This is a genomic window from Sedimentitalea sp., assembly GCF_039973035.1.
Lineage (GTDB): Bacteria > Pseudomonadota > Alphaproteobacteria > Rhodobacterales > Rhodobacteraceae > Sedimentitalea.
In genome coordinates, this window is the sequence record NZ_JBDWLR010000050.1 from 38,052 (window position 1) to 56,542 (window position 18,491).

Genomic DNA, 18,491 nt, shown 5'->3' on the forward strand with positions numbered 1-18,491 from the left:
GAATGTCAGGCATGTTTGACTATTTCGTCCTGTTTGCCGAGATGCGGACGGGGTCCAATTTTCTGGAAACCAACTTGAATGCGCTCGCCGATGTTCAATGCCACGGCGAGGCATTCAATCCAAATTTCATTGGCTATCCCAAACGCACGGAATTGATGGCCATAACCAGAGCCGAGCGCGACGCCGCACCCGAGAAATTGCTCTCCGCCATTCGATCTGTGCCGGGAACTCTCAACGGATTTCGGTATTTTCACGACCATGATGCGCGGGTGTTTGAGCCTGTCATTGACGATCCGCGCTGTGCAAAGATCGTGCTGACCCGCAATCCGTTGGACAGTTTTGTATCCTGGAAGATCGCCGCACAGACCGGACAATGGAAGCTGACGGACGTCAAACGCCGCAAGGAAGCCATAACCCATTTTGATCCGGAGGAATTCGCTCGGCACCTTGATGCAACCCAGGCCTTTCAGGCCAAGATTCTGAACCGTCTGCAGGTCAGCGGCCAAAGTGCATTCTATCTAGCATACGAAGACCTCCGAGAGGTCGACGTTCTGAACGGTCTGGCCAAGTGGCTGGGTGCAAGCGACCGACTTGCGAAACTGGACCAAAGCCTCAAGCCGCAGAACCCCACCGCAGCTGTCGACCGCGTTGATAACCCGGCTGAGATGGAACAGGCGCTGGCAAAGTTTGACAGGTTCAACCTGTCCCGCACCCCGAATTTTGAGCCACGCCGTGGACCTGCGGTACCGAACTATGTCGCCGCAGCCAAGGCCCCCCTGCTGTTTATGCCGATCCCGGGCGGGCCAGAATCCGAGATCGAGAACTGGCTCGCGGCACTGGACGGTGTTTCAGTAGATGCGCTGCAAACCGGTATGAACCAAAAACGTCTGCGCCAATGGATGCGGGAGCATCCCACCCACCGCAGTTTTACGGTGCTACGTCATCCGCTTGCCCGCGCGCATTCTGTTTTCTGCTCGGCGATCTTGTCGGACGGGCCCCTAGCGGAGCCGAAGATGCGCGAGGGACTGGCCCGCCAGTTCAAGCTGAAACTTCCTCGCGGAGAGCCTTGGGCCACGGCGGATGAACATCGCAACGCCTTTTCCGTCTTTCTGGATTTCGCGCGCTCAAACATCGCGGGACAAACCGCTTTGGCCCCGCACCCCGCGCTGTGCAGCCAATCCAACGCGCTCACCGGGTTTGGGGAATTCGCATTGCCGGACTTTGTGCTGCGCGAAGATGAATTGCCACGGATGTCGCCAATTTTGGTCGAGCTATCCGGGCGCGATGTCGGCCCAAAGCCGCCCAAACCGGCAGAGGATGAGCCGTTTTCGCTGTCACAAATCTACAATGCCGACCTGGAGAAGAAAGCCGCACAGATCTACCGGCGCGACTATCTGCTTTTTGGCTTTGGGTCGCGGCGCTGACGTCAGGCTGCCTGAACAGACTGCGCTTCTGAGAGCAACGCATAGAGCGTTGTTGTGTCCAGATTGGCGCGCAGCTTTGAACAAAGGGATGGTTCGCGCAGCGTACGCGAGACCAACGCCAGCGCCTTGAGGTGATCCACGCCCGCATCTTCAGGTGCAAAGAGGGCAAAGGCGATGTCAACCGGCTGGCGATCGACCGCGCCAAAGTCGATCGGCTTTTCCAGCATTACAAATGCACCGACAACCTTGGTCAGCCCATCCATCCGCGCATGAGGCAGCGCGACGCCATGGCCCACACCTGTGGGGCCAAGGCTTTCGCGTTCCAACAATGCGTCCACAGTCACAGAGGCATCCAGCCCATAAGCGCTATGAGCCACCTCGCCGATCTCCTGAAACAACCGCTTCTTGCTGGATGCGGCCGAAAAGACCTTCACGGCCTCAGGTTTGAGGATGCTTGTCAGCTCCATGTCTTATTGTCTCCGCTTGGGCGCCGCGGGGCGCTCAGGGTAATTTTCTGCCGATCAGGGATCAATCCAGCCGATATTGCCATCTTCGCGGCGATACACGACGTTCAGCCCTTCCTTGCCTTCGTTGCGAAAGATCAGCACCGGTGCGCCTGCCAACTCCATCTGCATCACCGCTTCTCCCACAGACAACGACGGTATCTGGGTTTCCATCTCGGCAACGATAATCGGCTGGAGCGTGTCAGGTTCGGCATCCTCGGCCTGCTCTTCCGAGGCGAGGATATAAGAGGAGGCGCCATAGAGTTCAACCGGTTGTGAGCGGTCACGGTGATGATCTTTCAGCCTCCGCTTGTATCGGCGCAACTGCTTTTCCATTTTTTGGGAACAAGCCTCGAATGCTGCATAAATTTCATGCGCATGTGCCTTTGCAGTCGCGTTCAGACCGGTCGAAAGGTGGATCGTTGCTTCGCAGACATACTCGCTCGCTGAGCGGGAAAAGATGACATTGGCGCCGGTTGGGCGCTCGGCGTATTTTTCGACCACCGCATCCAGGTCGGTCTTGACGTGCGTTTGCAAGGCCTCGCCGATGTCGATCTGTTTTCCGCTGATTTGGTAACGCATATGTTCTCCTTCTCTGTTTCAACCGGCAATGCGGCACAGAATGGCCGCGTAGACGTCAGGTCCGGCTGAGGGGGGCTGGCAATCGTTCTTGTCGTTGAGTTTGCTTAACGCCTTCGATGAAGGGCGGATCAAAAACTGCATCAAACTGGAGTTTTGCCATGACACCATTTGAGGCGACAGTCGGGGTCGGTGTCAATGCAAAGCCGCGTCAATAATGTCGGAAATAGCTCTTGGCAGAACAAAACTACTGTAATGTCAGTAGATTCGAAAATTTTCGCCCAGGTACACCCGGCGCACGTTTTCGTTTTCCACGACTTCGGCAGGGGTGCCCGACATCAGGACCTGACCATCATGCAGGATATAGGCACGGTCAACGATTTCCAGCGTCTCACGTACATTGTGGTCGGTGATGAGCACGCCGATACCGCGTTTTTTCAGGTCGGCGACAAGATGACGAATGTCCCCCACGGAAATCGGATCGACACCGGCAAATGGTTCATCAAGCAACAGGTATTTCGGGTTCGCTGCTAGACAGCGTGCGATCTCAACGCGCCTGCGTTCACCACCTGACAGTGCCAGTGCCGGGGCACGGCGCAAGTGCTCGATGGAAAAATCCGACAGCAGCTCTTCGAGCCGCTCGCGGCGTTTGTGGTGATGCGTTTCGGTGATATCGAGAACGGCCGAAATGTTGTCTTCGACGCTGAGACCGCGAAAGATCGACATTTCTTGCGGCAGGTATCCGATGCCGAGTCGCGCGCGCCGGTACATCGGCAGCCCGGTCACGACCTGTCCGTCGATCGCGACACTTCCTGCTTCTGGAATGACCAACCCGGCGATGGCATAGAACGTCGTCGTCTTGCCCGACCCGTTTGGCCCGAGCAACGCCGCAACCTCGCCGCGGTTGACCGCCATTGTTACATCGCGAATGACAAGTTTCTTGCGGTAGGATTTGCGCAATCGCTCGATTTTCAGGCCCGACTCCCCATCGGTGACCGTCAGTTCCGGCGTGCTCATTCTGATTTTTCCGGCAGCAGGATGGTTTTGACCCGACCGATCATGTTGGCGGTTCCGGTTGTCAGGTTCACGGTCATCTTTTCGGAGGTCAGGGCATTCGGTCCCTGGGTCAGCAGGACATCGCCCGTCATAACGACGACCCCGCTGTTGATGGAGTAATCCGCCCGTTCCGCGCTCGCGGCATCAGGGCCATTGACCAGCACCACGTCACCGACCGCCTCCAGCCGTTCGACGCCACCTGACGTCTCTGCGTAGGTAACCAGAACCCTATTGGCAGAGAGGCGCATTTCTCCCTGCCCCACCAGCACGTTCCCTTTGAATTCAGCCGAGCCATTGGCCTGGTTGACGTCAAGCGTGTCGGAGGTGACTTCAACAGGAAGTGTCGGATCTGCCTTGATCGCACCAAATGCAACCTTGGTGCCCTGCGCCTGTGCCATCGCGGCACCCGGACCGAGCACCACACACAGGAGAAGGGCAACAATATAGTTCACTATTTATCTTTCTGACTGTTTAGGGTCGTATATCAGCTTAACGCCGTTCTTGAAAAGCATGTGCACGTCGCCATCACCGCTTTTTGCAGAGAACTCCATGTTTCCAGCGGTGAAATCCCCCATCGGTCCTGTGCCGGTCACGGTACCGGGCGTATTCCCCTTGATCGCGTCAAGCGCGGTGTTCATCACGTCGGTCAAGACCACCAACCCGGTTGGCGTTTCGATGCGCACGTTGCCCTCAAACGTCGCAGTGTCGCCCAGCAGGTTGAGCGACCCGGCATCCGAGCGCAGGGTTATCAACTGCCCGTCGGCGAGTTTCAGGCGAGCGTTCAAATTGTCCGCATCACCCGGTGTCGACTTGTTTCCCGGACGCGCGCTATCAGCGGTCACGATGATCTCTTCACCTTGGGTTGTCGTGCCAGAAAAGAACGGTTTCGTGACCTGTTGACCCTTTGTACGCTCAGATAAATCCGCGTCGGTGAACGGAATGGTCGCGACCTGATCCTGACTGCGTGACAACAGGAAGAGTGTCGCCAGAATCGCCAACGCCGATAGCGGCAGAAGGACCCTCAAAAAGGCGACCGTGCGCGAGTAACGATCCACAAGCGCCCCCCGATTCAGCCCAGACCAACGCGCAGGCAGTCATGAATATGCAAGAGCCCAAGCGGTGTTGCCGGCCCTTCGGGATCAACGACGAACAGGCAGGTGATCTTGCGTTGGTTCATGACGGCCACCGCTTCTTCGGCGAGGGCATCGGGGCCAATCACGGTCGGGTCTGCAGTCATGACTTCGCTCGCCAAGTGGGCCAACAACCCGTCCATCTTGCGACGCAAATCGCCGTCCGTGATGATCCCGGCGAGGGTTCCATCGTCATTGCGGACTCCGGCAACGCCAAAACCCTTCTGGCTGATCTCGATCAACGTATCACTCATCGGGGCGGAGGCATCGACCAGAGGCAACGCATCACCCTTGTGCATCAGATCGCGAACCTTGGACAGCCGTGCGCCAAGTTTGCCACCGGGATGAAACTCGCGGAAGTGTTCCGGTGTAAAGGCGCGATGTTCCATCAAGGCAACGGCCAGCGCATCGCCAAGTGCCAATGTCATGGTGGTCGAGGTGGTTGGGACAATGCCGGTTCCGCAAGCCTCTTCTGCGGCGGGCAGTACAAGTGCTACATCGGATTGGCGCAACAACGTTGAATTCGGACGGCTGGCGACGCCAATCAGCGGAATCCCGAACCGGCGGGTATAGGCCACCAGATCGGCGAGTTCCGGCGTTTCGCCAGAATTTGACAGAACCAGCGCCACGTCGCCCTGCGCCATCATGCCAAGGTCGCCGTGGCTGGCCTCGGCCGGGTGCACAAAGTGGGCCGGTGTGCCGGTGCTGGCAAAGGTCGCCGCAATCTTGCGTGCGATATGGCCGGATTTGCCCATCCCGCTGATGATGACCCGGCCTTTTGCGCCCAATAACAGCTCTATCGCGCGATCGAATTCGCCGTCCAGGCTCTGCTCAAGCAGGGTGAGCGCTTCGGCTTCAATACGAATGACGCGCCGGGCGGTGGTTTGGAATGTACTGCTCATGAGTGCGCGAAGATGTCGGTTTCGGGCCAGCCTGCAAGATCGAGCCGCGACCGTGTGGGCAAAAAATCAAAACATGACTGCGCCAGATCACTGCGCCCTTCGCGGGCCAATCGCTTGTCCAGTTCCTCGCGCAGCCGATGAAGGTACAGGACATCGGACGCCGCATACTCAAGCTGGGCCGCCGTCAGATCCTTGGCACCCCAATCGCTCATTTGTTGCTGTTTTGAGATATCCACCCCGATCAGTTCCTGTGTCAGGTTCCTCAAACCGTGCCGGTCCGTGTAGGTGCGGATCAGCCGCGAGGCGATTTTTGTACAATAGACCGGCGCGGCAAGTGCCGCGAACGCATTATACATTGCGGCAATGTCAAAGCGCCCGAAATGAAAGAGTTTCAAGACATTGGTGTCTTCCAGCATGGCGCAGAGATTCGGTGCCTCGGTCTGCCCTTTGGCGACCTGAACGATATGGGCATCGCCATCGCCACCCGACATCTGGATCACGCAAAGACGGTCCCTGTGAGGGTTCAGCCCCATGGTTTCGCAATCGATGGCGACAACCGGCCCAAGGTCAAGCCCGTCGGGCAGATCGTTCTGATAGAGATGATTGGCCAAGCTGAAGTCCTCTGAAATACCACAAATACGTTCTCGCCGAGATAGGCGGTTTAAGGTGTAAACTCAACTGTCGCAGCGTCATTCGTGGCAACAACTGGCCCATCCGGAGTTTCTTCCGCTAGGGTAGAATCACAAGGGATGGAGGAACCGGATGCGCGCCTATGATCGTGAAGACCTGCAGTTTCAACTGTGGGAGGTGGCCGAGTTGTGCGATCTGATCGCAGAGACCGATCTGGATCGTGAGACGGTGAATGGCATTCTGGACACCGCAGACCAGATAGCGAATGATTTTTTCCTGCCGATCGGGCGCGAGATCGATGAACAGGAACCCGCGTTCATCGACGGTCGGGCGGTCTTGCCAGATGCGGTCAAGCCAGCGGTGGATGCCTTTGTTCAGGCCGGGTTCATCGCGGCAGGGTTTGCGCCAGAGCATGGCGGCATGGGCCTGCCCGAGACTGTGCATCAGGCGGCGGCGTTTGTCTTTGCGGCATCAAACGTATCCTTGTCCGGCTACGGGTTGCTCACCGTGGGCTCTGGTCGATTGATCCAGAGCTTTGGGAACGACGAACAGAAACACACCTGGCTTACTCCGATGGTCGAAGGGCGCTTTTTCGGCACTATGTGTCTGAGCGAACCACAGGCGGGGTCGTCTCTGTCGGACATCACCACCCGTGCCGAACCGACGGAGGATGGTCGCTATCGGATCAGCGGGCGCAAGATGTGGATCTCAGGTGGTGACCATGACCTGAGCGAGAATATCGTGCACCTGGTCCTGGCCAAAATTCCGGGCGGGCCGCCGGGTGTCAAAGGCATTTCGCTGTTCATCGTTCCCAAGTTGCGCAGCGATGGCAGCCGCAACGACGTGACGCTCGCAGGCCTCAACCACAAGATGGGGTACCGCGCGACAACGAACTGCGCGTTGAATTTTGGTGAGTCCGGTGAATGCTACGGTGAATTGCTAGGCGAACCGCACAAGGGGCTGTCCTATATGTTCCAGATGATGAACGAGGCCCGGATCGGCGTCGGCATGGGCGCCACAGCACTTGGGCAGGCGGGGTATCAGGCATCGCTCGCCTATGCCCGCGAACGTCCACAAGGGCGCGCGCCTGCCAGCAAGGACCCAACGGCCCGACAGATTGCCATTATCGAACATGCAGACGTGCGGCGATTGCTGCTCGCACAAAAGGCCAGCGTCGAGCCGGCGCTGGCGCTAGCCATACTCTGCGCAACGCTAGTTGACCGCGAACGTCAGGGCGACACAGCAGTTGGTGGTTTGCTTGGAATGTTGACACCGATCGCAAAATCCTGGGCATCGGAATTTTGCCTGGAGGCGAACAAACATGCGATCCAAGTATTGGGCGGAGCGGGATATACGCGAGACTACCCCGTCGAACGACATTACCGCGACAACCGGCTGAACCCCATCCACGAAGGCACGCACGGCATTCAGGGCATGGACCTTTTGGGGCGGAAGGTTCTGATTGACGGTGGCGCAGGTTTCGCAGCCGTCGCAGCCGCGATCCGCGCAGATATCGAGAGCTCCGACGGCTCCGAACTGGCCATGCAATTGAAAGAGGCCTTGCAGCGTCTGGAACAGGTTACCAGCCATCTGGTCGGGTTGGTTGTCGAAAATCCGGACAAGGGCCTCGCCAATGCAACGCTTTATCTTGATTGTTTCGGTCACGTGATCATGGGCTGGATGTGGCTCCGGATCACACAAGCCGCCAGTCGGGTCGCGACACGTGACGGAGACAGTGATTTTCTGCGCGGAAAACATCAGGCGGCGTGCTATTTCTATCAGCGTGAACTTGTGCGAACGCAAGGGTGGTCGCAAACGCTGATGTCCAACGACGCCAGTGCCTATGACATGCAAGACGGCTGGTTTTAGCGCCCTCGCGCGCCGCCCGGGCCCTGCGCCCGACGCAGGATAAGCCCCAGTCTGTCAAAACTGTTGCGCACTCCCTCCGGCTCTGGCCGCGCAAAGAACGCATCCAGTTCCGGCCAGACCTTGACCGCCTGATCCAGCACCGGATCGGCGCCTTCTGCATAAAGCCCCGCCTTGATCATGACCTCGGATTGTTCATAGGTTCCCAGCAGTTTGCGCACCTCGCCGATGACCTCGTTCTCGGCATCGCTTGCCGCATCAGGCAGGCTGCGCGACACTGATTTGCCGACATCAATGGCGGGGAAGCGCCCCCTCTCGGCAATCTCGCGGTTCAACACCACATGCCCATCCAAGACCCCGCGCATGATGTCGGCCACAGGTTCATCCATGTCCGACCCGGCGACCAGCACGCTGAAGATAGCGGTAATATGCCCCTGCCCCAGCTTTCCCGGCCCTGCCCGCTCGCATAGGGCCGTGATCAATGGGGTGACCGACGGGGGAAATCCACGCAAGGCAGGTGCCTCCCCCCCAGCAACCGCAATCTCGCGGTGCGCCTCGGCAAATCGCGTCACAGAATCCGCAAGAAACAGGACATTCCGCCCCTGATCGCGGAAGTGCTCGGCAACAGACATCGCAGCCCACGCACAACGCCGCCGGGTCAAGGCGGATTGGTCCGAAGTTGCCGCCACAACCACTGCGCGCTTCATCCCCTCGGGGCCGAGGACACGGTCAACAAAATCGTTCACCTCGCGCCCCCGTTCACCGATCAGCGCGATGACCACGATATCGCTAGCCATGTGACGCGCCAGTTGCGCCAGCAGCCTCGATTTGCCGACACCGGACCCTGCAAACAGTCCGATTCGCTGTCCTTCAACAATCGGCAGCATGGTGTTCAACACGGACAGCCCGGTTCCGACACGCGCACCCAGCGGCAGTCTTTCGACCGCTGGCGGAGGCGAGGCCATGATGTTGCGCGCGTCGCCGCCGCGTAAAAGTGGTTTTCCATCCAGTGGCGCGCCATAGGGATCGACAACACGACCGACCCAATGATCGCCGGGTGCAAAGACCGGCATCGGGTACAGTATCGCACGATCGCCGATCGCAACGCCTTCAGCGGCGCTGTCGGGTAGCATATGAACGAGGTCCTGATCTATCTGCAGAACTTCTCCGGCAAGCTCAGGACCGGGGCGCCGACGCAGCATAAGCTGATCGCCGATATGCGCCTCATCCGCGAGACCCGCAATTTGCACTGCTCCGCCACGAATTCCGACGACCCGCCCAACCGACCGCACAAGTTCAGCATCCGCGAATGACGCAGCAAGCAATTTCAGATCAATCGTCACGTTGCGGTCTCCTTTTGTTCACCGACAACGCTTTCTTAAAGGAATCAGGGTTAAGCCTTGATTGAAATTGATCGAGGGAGAAGCCCCGATGTTCCAAGGGTTGAACGTCTTTAAAGCTGCGCACGCCATGGCAACACATGCCGGCCAACGTCAGACACTGGTGGCGCAGAACATCGCGAACGCTGATACGCCGGGTTACAAGGCGCAGGATATACGTCCCTTTGCCGAGGTATTCGATGGCGATGCGGCAAGCGGGATGCGGGCCAGACGCGTCGGACACCTGAATGCACCTGACAGCGCGGGCAACCTGCCCACTTTTCAAAGTGAGTCACCAACAGATCCCAATGGCAATTCGGTTTCGGTGGAATTGGAACTGATGAAAGGCGTCGAGATCAAACGCGAGCATGATCGCGCCATCGCGATCTATAAATCCTCGCTCTCCGTGCTGCGCACCAGCCTCGGTCGGGTCTGAGGAGGGTTGCCAGATGAGTGAGTTCTCCAATGCCCTTTCCGTTTCAGCCCACGCCCTGCAGGCGCAGGCGACCCGTCTCCGTCACGTCTCGGAAAATATCTCAAATGCCGACACGCCCGGCTACCGGCGCAAAACCGTCGCGTTTGAAACGATGCGTGGTCCGGAAGAGACCGACCTGCTTACGGTCGGGCGTGTTCAACTTGATAAATCCGCCCTGGATCGCGTGTTTGATCCGGCCCATCCGATGGCAGACGACTCGGGCCACTATGAAGGCTCAAACGTCGACCTAATGCTCGAAATCGCAGACGCGCGCGAGGCGCAGCGGAGCTACGAGGCAAATCTGAAAATGTTCGACCAGACCCGGCAGATGTCCGCCGGACTGATGGACCTGTTGCGCAAATAAAGGAGATCCAGAATGGATATTCGCAGCCTATCAGCAGTACAAAACTATGGCGCCGCGCGTCCGGCAACCCAGCCCGACCCGGAAGGTGGTGCGGGGGCGCAACTCAAATCCGCGTTCCAGGATTTTGCGGCGACAATGCAGCACGGCGAAAACACGGCCATGGCCGCCATGTCCGGCGATGCCGACCCGCATGCGTTGGTACAGGCTCTGGCACAGACGGAACTGGCCGTCGAAACCGCCATCACCGTACGCAACAAGGTGGTCGAAGCCTATCAGGAAATCCTGCGGATGCCGGTCTGATATGCTGAGCGAAGGCGTCTTTTACGACACGTTGCGGCAGGGGTTGTGGATCGCCGTCACCATCTCGATCCCGATCCTGACCGTGGCACTGGTTACCGGGCTCGTCATCGGCCTGTTTCAGGCACTGACGTCGATTCAGGAAATGACGCTGACCTTCGTTCCCAAACTTGCCGCCATCGTCGTCGTGTTCTGGCTGTCCATGGGCTTTATGACCCAGACGCTGGTGTCGTTCTTTGACGGGCAGATCATCCCGCTGATAATTGGAGGTAGCTGATGGAAGCCGCCGGATACGTGACCCTTTCCCGTCAATCCGGGCTGATGAGTGAGATGCGAATTATCGCCAACAACATCGCCAATTCCGCAACCAGCGGATACCGGCAAGAAGGATTGATCTTTTCAGAATACGTTCAGGCCGGTCAGGATCAATCTTCGTTGTCGATGAGCCGCGCCCGCATCCGAAACACCTCGCATGAACAGGGTGCGCTGACGAAGACCAACGGCAGCTTTGATTTTGCGATCGAAGGCGATGGTTTCTTTCTGATCGAAACTCCGGCAGGCGAGCGGCTGACCCGCGCAGGCAGCTTTTCTCCGAATGCGGACGGTGATCTAGTCACGATGGATGGCTATCGCGTGCTGGATGCGGGCGGTGCGCCCGTGTTCATTTCGCCGGATCAAACCGGCATCAGCGTCGCTGCCGACGGCACGCTCAGCGCGAACGGGCAACTGCTCGGCGAGATCGGACTGGTTCAACCCTCCGATCCGTTGGACCTGACCCGAGAAGACGGAGTCCGTTTTCGCGCCGATGGCGGGGTCGAACCCGCTGAAAACGCGACAATTCTGCAGGGGTTTGTCGAGGGTTCCAACGTGAACCCGATCCTCCAGGTGTCGCGGATGATCGAAGTTCAGCGCGCCTACGAGATGGGGCAGAGCTTTCTGGAAACCGAAGATCAGCGGATCCGCAGCGCGGTGAAAACGCTGATCAAGTGAACTGAACAAGGGAGAGCCTCATGAGGGCCTTGAAGATCGCAGCCACCGGGATGAGCGCACAACAACTGCGCGTCGAGACGATTTCCAACAACCTGGCAAACATGAATACGACTGGCTACAACGCCCGCCGAGCCGAGTTTTCCGATTTGCACTATCAGCAAGTCTCGCGCGCAGGCACGGTCAGCGCGTCGGACGGAACAGTGCTTCCCACCGGCATTCAACTCGGTCTGGGTGTTCGGCCAAGCTCGGTTACGGTGCATCTGGCGCAGGGTGCGCTCGAAGCGACGGGCAACGATCTGGATATCGCCATCGAGGGCAAGGGCTATATCGAGCTGACGCTGCCCAACGGCAGCTCAGCCTATACGCGCGACGGCAGCCTGAAGCGGTCTGCCGAGGGCGTGATCGTAACCTCGGATGGGCACACGGTCGCACCTGAAATCGTCATCCCTTCGGATGCGCGAAGTGTTTCGATCAATGCAGCAGGCGAGGTCTATGCCTATTTCGATGACTCAGCCGAAGGTCAACTGCTCGGACAGTTTTCGATTGCGGGTTTTACAAATGCCAAGGGTCTTGAGGCAATGGGGAGCAATCTCTTCCTTGAAACCGAGGCGTCCGGACCCGCGCTGACCTCGACCGCAGGCGAAGACGGACTCGGAACGTTGCGGCAGGGCTATCTCGAAGCCAGCTCGGTCGATGCGGTACGCGAAGTGACCGAACTGATCGAGGCGCAACGTGGCTACGAAATGAACGCCAAGGTGATCTCAGCAGCGGATCAAATGATGGGCGCAACAACTCAGGTAAGATGATGAAACGGTTGACCCTCACGCTCCTGATGCTGGCAGCACCCGAATTGGGGGCCGAGATCCTCGTGCCTGTCCGCACCATCCGGGCAAAGGAAATCATCGGACCTGCCGACTTTGTCATCAAAGAAGTCGCGGTTGCCGGTGCCCTGACCGATCCTCGCGACCTTATTGGCCAAGAGGCTCGCGTGGCGCTCTATCCGGGGCGTCCCGTGCGCGCCGGCGACATCGGCCCACCCGCGATTGTCGGCCGCAATGATATTGTGTCCCTTGTTTTTATCCAAGGTCCACTGCGGATCATGACCGAAGGTCGCTCTCTGGGTCGGGGCGCGGCGGGGGAAAGCATCCGGGCGATGAACCTGTCATCGCGAACAACAGTGACCGGTCGCATCCAAAGCGACGGCAGCATCGAGGTATACTGATGAAACGCACGAAACTCGCCGGAGTCCTTACTTGTTCCGGCCTGCTCTTGGTGTCGGCCTGCGGGCGCATCGATCATCTGGGCAAGCCGCCGTCATTTTCAGACAACACTGAAACGACGGAACATGTGGCGATGCTGATGCCCGGATTGCCGCTGCAAACGCAGCCAAGTCGCACAGTTGATCAATCTTCTCTCTGGAGCGCGACCCCGCAATCCCTGCTGGGTGACCGGCGCGCAGTGCGAAAGGGCGACATCATGACCGTCGTCATTGAGATCGACGAAAAGGCCGAAATCAGCAACGACACTGCGCGATCGCGTAGTGGCGAGGAAACCATGGAGGTTCCAAATCTGTTGGGATTGCCACAACGCATTGACGAAAAGCTACCGGAAGGGGCGTCAATGGCCGCTGCTGTCGGGCTGGGGTCGACCAGCGCCACGCAAGGCAAAGGTTCGGTCAAGCGCAAGGAAAAGCTGACGCTGCGTATCGCCGCAACGATTGTCGACGTTCTGCCAAACGGTGTTCTTTCAATTTCAGGCTCGCAAGAGCTTCGCGTGAATTTTGAGCTGCGTGAACTGTTGGTGACCGGGTATGTACGCCCCGAAGACATCTCTCGTCAGAATGAGATCACCTATGACAAGATCGCGTCCGCGCGGGTGTCCTATGGCGGTCGCGGCCAGATCACCGATGTTCAGCAACCGCGATATGGCCAGCAAATCCTGGACACGGTTCTGCCGTTCTGAAGGGAAACGCCATGCTCAAGTTAATTCCCTTGCTGCTCTTGCTCGTTGGTAGCGGAGCTGGAATTGCAGCGGGCCTTTTCATGGCCCCCGAATCAACCCCTGAAGGCACGGAAGCAAGAGTGGTACCTTCCCACGATGAGGGAGAGGTCGGGCCGACCGAATTCGTCAAGCTGAACAACCAGTTCGTTGTACCGATCGTGCAGGCGGATCGTGTTGCCGCGCTGGTCGTCCTGTCGCTCAGCCTTGAAACGCAAGCCGGCGCCCGAGAGCGCGTTTTTGAACGCGAACCAAAGCTGCGGGACATGTTTCTACGCGTCCTGTTTGATCACGCCAATATGGGTGGCTTTGATGGATCGTTCACCCGCCCCGGCAAGCTGGACGTCCTCAGGCAATCTCTTGCGGATGTGGCTCAAAAAGAGCTGGGCGATGATGTCGAAAGTGTACTGATTACCGACATCGCGCGCCAAGACAACTGACGCATCTCAACCCGAAATGAAAGCCGTCGGTGAGTGCCTGCGCAATTGCCGACGGCGTAGGCACAAATGCCAAAGCGCCCGTTCGCGCCGCAGGGTTCGCCCCGGTATCAACCGTCGCTGTGGTTTTGCAACAGACGCTCAAATTGCTTCTTGCGCTGCGCTATTGCTCGGTCAGTTATAAACCGGTCACTCATAGCTTGAACGGCGTTACGACGGCCAAACGCCAGCCGAATGCGCTCCATGACAACAGACTTTTTCGCAAGCACCTGTGACAGTTCGATGTTGAGTTGCTTGCGGCTGCGCACCAGCCACGCCTGCCACAGCAGGTCGGCGCCGATGGTCTGCATAGGCATGTCCGTGGCAAGCGCTTTGCGCTCGGAATCGGCCTGCTCATTCAGGCGCGCGAGGGCGCCGCGAAGCCGGGTTTCTTCTTGTAAGAGCGGCTGAACCTTTCGAAACTCAGCGAGATAGACGGCCTCAGTGACCTGTGACATCTGTGCGAGTTTGTCATGCTTCATCTTACTCCTCCTCGCGCGCGGAGACGCATTTTTTCGGCGAACTGAATCGCGGCTGCAACGGCCATATAGTGGTCCTCGAGGATCTCCTGCCCCAGATCAACAGTGGCGTGCAGTGCGCGCGCTGTCGGAGGGTCCGAATGGATCGGCACACTTGAGGCCTGCGCCGTTTCACGAATTCGGGCGGCAACTTCATCCACGCCCTTCGCAACACAGACCGGCGCAGCCCCGGGTTTTCGGTTCCATTTGAGCGCAACGGCAAAGTGGGTCGGATTGACGATGACGACATCTGCAGTCGGCACATCGGACATCATCCGGTTCATGGCGATTTCCTGTCCACGCTGCCGGCGTTGCTGTTTCATGTGCGGATCACCTTCAGCCTCCTTGGCTTCGTCGGTGAGCTCTTTGCGGGACATCATGTTTTTTCGCAGGTGTTCCTTATGCTGCCAGACCGCATCGACTCCACCGATGACAATGGCAATCAGAAGAACCAGAAACAGAAATTCGATGCACAGATGCAAAAGCTGCGACACCGCGATCATCGCACTCGTACCGGTGATCGCAACGATATCTGTAAGTCTCCAGTCGAGGAACAGGCTGAGACACACCGAATAGAGAACCAGCTTGCAGAAACTCTTGGCAAATTCGAACAGGCCAGATCGGCCAAATTTGTTCTTTGCGTTCGAGACGAGCGAGATGCGCGACAGCTTTGGTTTGATTCGGTCAGGAGCCACGACAAAAGCCTTCTGGGCGAGAACGGACAACACGACCAAAACTGCAGGGACCAAAAACCAGGGCATCAGCGATCTGGTGAGGGCCATGAGCAATCCGCCGACCGGGGCGCTGGCCGGACCGTCCAACATCAGCGAACCAAGACGATCCGGTTGATCCAGCAAGACCATCAATGCAGTGCCAAGCGACTGCAAAGACCCCGCTCCGACCGCCATCGCCGCAAGCAACAAACCTGCGTATGATGCGGCGACCATCAGGTCATTGGATTTCGCAACTTCGCCCTTTTCTCGTGCTTTTTGAAGCTTTTGCGGTGTTGCTTCGTGTGACTTTTCCGACTCGTCCTGTTGTTCACCGCTCATCTCGAAACATCCAGCGGGTTCGCCAAAAAAGCCGTCAATGCATCGGTCCAGACAGACAACATGTACGGGGCGCACAGAAACAGCATAAAGATACCGCCAAGCGTGATGACGGGCGCGCCAACAAAGGCAACCATCAACTGAGGCATCGCCCGATTGATGACCCCGAGCGTCAGATTGTAGAGTACAGACGTAATGACAAATGGCGCGGCCAGCATGAACGCGAGAGAAAACGCATGCGCGATACGCCCCACGCCCCATACCGACAGGTCCCGTCCTGCGGGAAAGTTGCCGCTGGGAAAAATCTGATAAGAATAGATCATCAACTCCGCCGCCCGCACGTGCAGTCCGGCCATCACTGCCAACGCCAGCCCCCCGACGACCAAAACATATCCCATGGCCGGGATCGGTTCGACGGCAGCGCCGCCAAGGATCTGCGACAGCGAAGTGGACTGCGCGGCGATCGAACCCGCGGTTTGCAAGGCCAGTACAAACAACCGGATGCCCAAACCAAGCGCCAGCCCCACAACCACTTCGGTCAACGCAAGCCGGGTCAAGACCAGCGGATCAGGTGGTGCGGATTGCAGGGGCAACGCGGGTATGACGACCAGGGCAAAGGCAATTGCGATCCCCAGTTTGACCCGCATGGGCACAGCCCTTTCGCCAAAGGCGGGCATCACCGAAACCATGGCGGACATTCGCAGGAACACGACGATCCCATGCCAGAGTGTTTCTGAGAGCAAAGGGAGAAGTTCGTTCAGCGTCGCGATCACGCGGCTACCATCCCGACCAAAGCGGGGCGCGCCTCTAACCCGATTTCCTCAAATGAAAGGACTGGGTTCGCGATCCCCCGCGCGCGCATGATCGTCCGAAGAAAGCGGCGCCGTCGGGTAGATGTCACAACGGCTGGAAACAGACCTTGATGCGATGTCTGGCTCAAACGCTCGGAAACACCATCGGCCAGCCTGTTAAAGATATCCGGCGGCAATGCGATATCGAACCCTCCTTGTTTGGTCTCGACCTGATATGTGAGGAACGTGTCTTCCCATTCCGGTGCAAGCTGAACGAGTGGGATGCTGCCATCGTCACGTTTTAGTTCCGAAACCAACTGAAAACCCATGCGCTGACGCACGTGCTCGCAGATTGCTTCGGGTTGGGTCGTGCTCAGGCGCGCCTCGGCTATTGCCTCAAGGATCAGGGGCATGTTGCGGATCGACACCCGTTCCTCCAGCAGCAGCCGCAGAACCGCATGCAACGTATCAATCGGCACTTTGTCGGGCACAATTTCATCCAACAGCTTGCGGTTGGCCTCGGCGCGCTCCGGATCAGACAGCCGCGTCATTTCAGTCAGCAAGCGCCGCAATGATTTGAGTGTCAGAAGCCGCGCGAAATTTTGCTTGATCACCTCCAGCAGATGTGTCGCCAGAATTTCCGGCGGGCTGACGATGGTTGCCCCGACCAAGGCTGCGGATTCCTGATCTTTCGGCGCAATCCACCGAGCCGGCGCGCCATAGACCGGTTCGGTGACATCCGTGCCATTCGGCAAGGATTGCTGATCTTCCGGCATCAGCGCGAGAACGAGGTCCGGGTGCAGAGAGCCGCGCGCCTGTTCGACCCCCTGAACGCGGATCACATAGGTCCCGACCGGCAGCTCCGGTTGATCGGTCAGTCTGATATCGGGCAGGATCAGCCCGAACACCGTCGCCACATGCGTCCGCATATTGGCGATCCTCGTGTCCAGTCCAGTTCCCGGATCCAATACCATACTGACAAGATCGGGGGCAAATTCCAGATGCACATCGTCAAGGTCAAGGACATCTCCAAGTGCCTTTTGGACTGGCTCGTGACTTTCAAGAGGCTGATCATCTGCGTCGGCCGATTTCGCGCGCCGTTTCATGGCATAGGCGGCGAAGCCAAGAATGCTGCCTCCGGCCATGAACGGGAGAAAGGGCAGCCCGGGGACAAGCGCGAACAGGACCATCAGTACTGCAACAGTCGCCAGCGCCGCGGGGTGTTTCCCAAGCTGGTCAAACATCGCCAGATCGGTCGACCCGCGATTGCCGCCACGCGCCAGCAAGAGTGCAGAGGCAATGGAAATGATGACAGCAGGAATTTGGGAAACCAACCCGTCACCAACTGTAAGGATGGCGTAAGTCTCAAACGCGGACCCAATCGGCATCTGGTGAACGACAACGCCCATCACCAACCCCATCACCAGATTGAGTAGCGTTATCAGCAGCCCGGCAACGGCGTCGCCCTTTACGAATTTCGAGGCCCCATCAAGCGAACCAAAAAATGTGGTTTCCTGCTGCTCCCGTTCTCGACGTTCGCGCGCCTCGGTGTGATTGATCGCGCCTGCAGACATATCGCTGTCGATTGCCAGCTGCTTGCCCGGCATTCCATCAAGCGCAAATCGGGCACCAACCTCTGCCATTCGTGCAGCGCCCTTGGTAATAACCATGAAATTGACGATCAACAGGACGCCAAAAACGACCAGCCCAAGAAACACGCTGCCCCCCATGACAAACTGGGCAAAGCCTTCGATCACATCGCCGGCGGCATTCGGGCCGGTATGCCCCTGCCCGATGATCAGTTTGGTGGAGGATACATTCAGCGAAAGACGCAGCATCAGCGACGCCAGCAGAATCGTCGGAAAGGCCGAAAAATCCAGTGGTCGTTCGATGAACAAGGTCACTGTGAATATCAGGATGGCGAGGCCAAACGAAGCGGCCAGTCCGACATCCAGCACCCAGGCCGGCATGGGCAGGATCATCATCACGATGACGGCCATCAACGCGAGCGCCAGAAGGACCGTCGGACTGAAAATGTCGGTAGCAGAGAGCTTTGGCATTTCG

At 58.3% G+C, this 18,491-nt stretch carries 23 protein-coding genes; 11 read left to right on the forward strand and 12 right to left on the reverse strand.

What is annotated here, in order from left to right:
• Window positions 1-11: 11 nt before the first annotated feature.
• Window positions 12-1,424, forward strand: coding sequence for a nodulation protein NodH (locus ABJO75_RS12270; protein WP_348124594.1), 1,413 nt, complete (start codon window positions 12-14; stop codon window positions 1,422-1,424).
• Between the two features lie 2 nt (window positions 1,425-1,426).
• Here the strand turns inward: ABJO75_RS12270 and ABJO75_RS12275 are convergent, their stop codons facing one another.
• The 7 genes from ABJO75_RS12275 to ABJO75_RS12305 form a co-directional block, all read right to left on the reverse strand.
• The gene (locus ABJO75_RS12275; protein ID WP_348124596.1) at window positions 1,427-1,891 is read right to left on the reverse strand and encodes a PTS sugar transporter subunit IIA; all 465 of its coding nucleotides are present in this window, start codon (window positions 1,889-1,891) and stop codon (window positions 1,427-1,429) included.
• Window positions 1,892-1,945: 54 nt separating this feature from the next.
• Window positions 1,946-2,509 carry a ribosome-associated translation inhibitor RaiA gene (raiA, locus tag ABJO75_RS12280; RefSeq protein ID WP_348124598.1) on the reverse strand — a complete coding sequence of 188 codons (564 nt, stop codon included), beginning with the start codon at window positions 2,507-2,509 and terminating at the stop codon, window positions 1,946-1,948.
• Window positions 2,510-2,764: 255 nt separating this feature from the next.
• Complete coding sequence (lptB, locus tag ABJO75_RS12285; protein ID WP_348124600.1) at window positions 2,765-3,523, reverse strand: LPS export ABC transporter ATP-binding protein; 759 nt, start codon at window positions 3,521-3,523, stop codon at window positions 2,765-2,767.
• Entirely contained in the window at window positions 3,520-4,014 is a 495-nt protein-coding gene (locus ABJO75_RS12290) for an LptA/OstA family protein (RefSeq protein WP_348124603.1), read from the reverse strand. Before ABJO75_RS12290 ends, lptB begins: the two co-directional genes overlap by 4 nt.
• A gap of 3 nt (window positions 4,015-4,017) precedes the next feature.
• Complete coding sequence (locus ABJO75_RS12295) at window positions 4,018-4,617, reverse strand: hypothetical protein (protein ID WP_348124605.1); 600 nt, start codon at window positions 4,615-4,617, stop codon at window positions 4,018-4,020.
• Between the two features lie 14 nt (window positions 4,618-4,631).
• The gene (locus ABJO75_RS12300) at window positions 4,632-5,594 is read right to left on the reverse strand and encodes a KpsF/GutQ family sugar-phosphate isomerase (RefSeq protein WP_348124607.1); all 963 of its coding nucleotides are present in this window, start codon (window positions 5,592-5,594) and stop codon (window positions 4,632-4,634) included.
• Window positions 5,591-6,205: a ribonuclease H-like domain-containing protein gene (locus tag ABJO75_RS12305; RefSeq protein ID WP_348124609.1), complete on the reverse strand. Its 615-nt coding sequence runs from the start codon at window positions 6,203-6,205 to the stop codon at window positions 5,591-5,593. Before ABJO75_RS12305 ends, ABJO75_RS12300 begins: the two co-directional genes overlap by 4 nt.
• A gap of 151 nt (window positions 6,206-6,356) precedes the next feature.
• Between ABJO75_RS12305 and ABJO75_RS12310 the strand changes: the two genes are divergently transcribed.
• Window positions 6,357-8,093: an acyl-CoA dehydrogenase gene (locus ABJO75_RS12310; protein WP_348124611.1), complete on the forward strand. Its 1,737-nt coding sequence runs from the start codon at window positions 6,357-6,359 to the stop codon at window positions 8,091-8,093.
• On the opposite strand, the gene ABJO75_RS12315 is transcribed toward ABJO75_RS12310, so the two are convergent.
• The gene (locus ABJO75_RS12315; protein WP_348124613.1) at window positions 8,090-9,433 is read right to left on the reverse strand and encodes a FliI/YscN family ATPase; all 1,344 of its coding nucleotides are present in this window, start codon (window positions 9,431-9,433) and stop codon (window positions 8,090-8,092) included. The two genes, ABJO75_RS12310 and ABJO75_RS12315, sit on opposite strands and share 4 nt — an antisense overlap.
• Before the next feature lie 88 nt (window positions 9,434-9,521).
• Here ABJO75_RS12315 and ABJO75_RS12320 point away from each other — a divergent pair, with 88 nt between their 5' ends.
• The 9 genes from ABJO75_RS12320 (at window position 9,522) to ABJO75_RS12360 (ending at window position 14,033) form a co-directional block, all read left to right on the forward strand.
• Window positions 9,522-9,905, forward strand: coding sequence for a FlgB family protein (locus ABJO75_RS12320; RefSeq protein WP_348124614.1), 384 nt, complete (start codon window positions 9,522-9,524; stop codon window positions 9,903-9,905).
• Window positions 9,906-9,918: 13 nt separating this feature from the next.
• Complete coding sequence (gene flgC, locus ABJO75_RS12325) at window positions 9,919-10,308, forward strand: flagellar basal body rod protein FlgC (RefSeq protein WP_348124616.1); 390 nt, start codon at window positions 9,919-9,921, stop codon at window positions 10,306-10,308.
• Window positions 10,309-10,320: 12 nt separating this feature from the next.
• A complete protein-coding gene (gene fliE, locus ABJO75_RS12330; RefSeq protein WP_348124618.1) occupies window positions 10,321-10,608 on the forward strand; it encodes a flagellar hook-basal body complex protein FliE in 288 nt (95 codons plus the stop codon).
• Between the two features lies 1 nt (window position 10,609).
• The gene (locus ABJO75_RS12335; RefSeq protein ID WP_316781774.1) at window positions 10,610-10,882 is read left to right on the forward strand and encodes a flagellar biosynthetic protein FliQ; all 273 of its coding nucleotides are present in this window, start codon (window positions 10,610-10,612) and stop codon (window positions 10,880-10,882) included.
• On the forward strand, window positions 10,882-11,595 hold the full coding sequence (locus tag ABJO75_RS12340; protein ID WP_348124620.1) for a flagellar hook-basal body complex protein: 714 nt from the start codon (window positions 10,882-10,884) through the stop codon (window positions 11,593-11,595). The genes ABJO75_RS12335 and ABJO75_RS12340 overlap by 1 nt, the downstream gene beginning before the upstream one ends.
• A 20-nt stretch (window positions 11,596-11,615) precedes the next feature.
• Complete coding sequence (gene flgG, locus ABJO75_RS12345; protein ID WP_348124622.1) at window positions 11,616-12,401, forward strand: flagellar basal-body rod protein FlgG; 786 nt, start codon at window positions 11,616-11,618, stop codon at window positions 12,399-12,401.
• Window positions 12,401-12,817 carry a flagellar basal body P-ring formation chaperone FlgA gene (gene flgA / locus ABJO75_RS12350; protein ID WP_348124624.1) on the forward strand — a complete coding sequence of 139 codons (417 nt, stop codon included), beginning with the start codon at window positions 12,401-12,403 and terminating at the stop codon, window positions 12,815-12,817. Before flgG ends, flgA begins: the two co-directional genes overlap by 1 nt.
• Complete coding sequence (flgH, locus tag ABJO75_RS12355) at window positions 12,817-13,557, forward strand: flagellar basal body L-ring protein FlgH (RefSeq protein ID WP_348124626.1); 741 nt, start codon at window positions 12,817-12,819, stop codon at window positions 13,555-13,557. Before flgA ends, flgH begins: the two co-directional genes overlap by 1 nt.
• A gap of 119 nt (window positions 13,558-13,676) precedes the next feature.
• Window positions 13,677-14,033, forward strand: a complete 357-nt coding sequence (locus ABJO75_RS12360; protein ID WP_348124627.1) for a flagellar basal body-associated FliL family protein — start codon at window positions 13,677-13,679, stop codon at window positions 14,031-14,033.
• Window positions 14,034-14,140: 107 nt separating this feature from the next.
• Here the strand turns inward: ABJO75_RS12360 and ABJO75_RS12365 are convergent, their stop codons facing one another.
• From ABJO75_RS12365 to flhA, 4 genes are read right to left on the reverse strand one after another with little or no spacing between them, the layout of a single operon-like run.
• Window positions 14,141-14,551 (reverse strand): hypothetical protein, encoded by a 411-nt coding sequence (locus ABJO75_RS12365; protein WP_348124629.1) that lies wholly within the window; start codon window positions 14,549-14,551, stop codon window positions 14,141-14,143.
• The gene (locus tag ABJO75_RS12370; RefSeq protein ID WP_348124631.1) at window positions 14,548-15,639 is read right to left on the reverse strand and encodes a flagellar type III secretion system protein FlhB; all 1,092 of its coding nucleotides are present in this window, start codon (window positions 15,637-15,639) and stop codon (window positions 14,548-14,550) included. The genes ABJO75_RS12365 and ABJO75_RS12370 overlap by 4 nt, the downstream gene beginning before the upstream one ends.
• Window positions 15,636-16,409, reverse strand: coding sequence for a flagellar biosynthetic protein FliR (locus ABJO75_RS12375; protein ID WP_348124633.1), 774 nt, complete (start codon window positions 16,407-16,409; stop codon window positions 15,636-15,638). Before ABJO75_RS12375 ends, ABJO75_RS12370 begins: the two co-directional genes overlap by 4 nt.
• Complete coding sequence (flhA, locus tag ABJO75_RS12380) at window positions 16,406-18,487, reverse strand: flagellar biosynthesis protein FlhA (RefSeq protein ID WP_348124635.1); 2,082 nt, start codon at window positions 18,485-18,487, stop codon at window positions 16,406-16,408. The genes ABJO75_RS12375 and flhA overlap by 4 nt, the downstream gene beginning before the upstream one ends.
• Window positions 18,488-18,491 lie beyond the last annotated feature (4 nt).